This window comes from Actinomyces sp. S6-Spd3 (genome assembly GCF_000758755.1).
Classification (GTDB): domain Bacteria; phylum Actinomycetota; class Actinomycetes; order Actinomycetales; family Actinomycetaceae; genus Pauljensenia.
In genome coordinates, this window is the sequence record NZ_JRMV01000060.1 from 1 (window position 1) to 598 (window position 598).

The window sequence follows — 598 nt, forward strand, 5'->3', positions numbered from 1 at the left end:
GGCAGGGATGGTGTCGTCGTACTTGTACTCGACATGGAACGGAACTTCGCGGGTGGGAACATCCACAACCGTCACCACGGCGGTAGCCGTATCGCTAGAGCCGTCCTCGTACGTAACCTTGACAGGAATTTCTACGTGATCCCCAGGCTTTGCGTCTGCCGGGGCAGTTGCAGTGATGCCACCGTTATCGTCGATGGTGACAGTCCAACCTTCAGGCACGTTAACCAGCGTGTAGGGATTTTCCTTTGCAACGTTGATGCTATTCGGCTTTTCGAGAGTTACCGGCAACGTTGCGCTGCCACCCGGGTACACCGTTTCTTGTGGATACGAAGGTTCCGCTTCCCATTTGTTAGACAGGCTCACCACGGTGGTAACTGGCACCTCCGGGGTGGAACCATCCGGGGATTCCACACTGACACTGACAGTCTTCTTATCTCCCGGCTTTGCATTTGCAGGCGGAGTGGCGCTGACAACACCAGTATCTGGGTTGATCGTGTACTTCCAGCCGTCCTCAGTAGTCTGTTCAAGCACCGGCTGGTCATCCTTTTTGCCAAAGGAGAACTTGGAGCCCTTCGGGGCATCCTTTACCTGGTGATTC

1 protein-coding gene is annotated in these 598 nt (G+C 55.2%); it reads right to left on the reverse strand.

Features of this window, described 5'->3' with window-relative positions; all coding sequences use genetic code 11:
• Window positions 1-598, reverse strand: a 598-nt coding sequence (locus HMPREF1627_RS00410) for a YPDG domain-containing protein (protein WP_034499994.1), incomplete at both ends; no start/stop codon positions are given.